Below are 691 nucleotides of genomic sequence, written 5' to 3'. Positions count from 1 at the left end.
GGGTGATCCTTGAAGTTCTCGCGCATGTCGCGATCCATGCCCAGGTAATGGAAGAAATAGTAACCCTGGAAGATGGCGTGGTGTTTCACCATCCAGTGGTTGGCATCGCTAACGAACGGTTCCAGCAGCACGGCGGCCACGTCGGCGTGGTTGAAGGTGCCCAGGGTGTCGCCGATGTCGTGCAGCAGGGCACAGACCACATACTCGTCATCCTTGCCGTCACGGTGGGCCAGGGTGGCGGTTTGCAGGCAGTGCTGAAAACGGTCGATCTTGAAACCACCGAAGTCACCTTCCAGCAGGCGCAGGTGCGTGATGATGCGATCGGACAGGCCCTTGCTGAAGTCGCCGAAGGACTTGGCGATGATCTGCCAGTCCTCGCCGGTGCCGTCCTTCATGTGGGTGAACTGGGCGCGGGGTGCGGTCATGCCATTCATGGTGCGCTCCTTATTCCGCGTAGCCGGGGTTGTTGCGGTCCAACTTGCGCAGCAGGCCGGGCCAGGCCAGGTTGCCGCCCATGCCCTTGGTCACCTGTGCCGCCTGTTGCTTGATGGTGTCGACGATGCCGTCCGGGATCGGCGTCAGCGGGCGGTTGCCGGACAGGGCTTGCAGCTGGATTTCGCAGGCGCGCTGGAGGATAAACATGCCCAGGAAGGTGTCGGCGATGGTGCTGCCCACGGTGAGCAGGCCATGG

At 62.4% G+C, this 691-nt stretch carries 1 protein-coding gene and 1 pseudogene; both read right to left on the bottom strand.

Features of this window, described 5'->3' with window-relative positions:
• Window positions 1–434 (bottom strand): HD domain-containing protein (locus A3730_RS04455; RefSeq protein WP_063537580.1); only part of this gene is annotated, 434 nt, incomplete at its 3' end.
• Between the two features lie 10 nt (window positions 435–444).
• A pseudogene (locus tag A3730_RS31025) lies at window positions 445–691 on the bottom strand (class II aldolase); the annotation flags it as partial.

The sequence above is a fragment of the Alcanivorax sp. HI0044 genome (genome assembly GCF_001634945.1).
The sequence above is the reverse complement of the archived record's forward strand: the minus strand, read 5'-3'. Positions and strand labels throughout refer to the sequence as shown.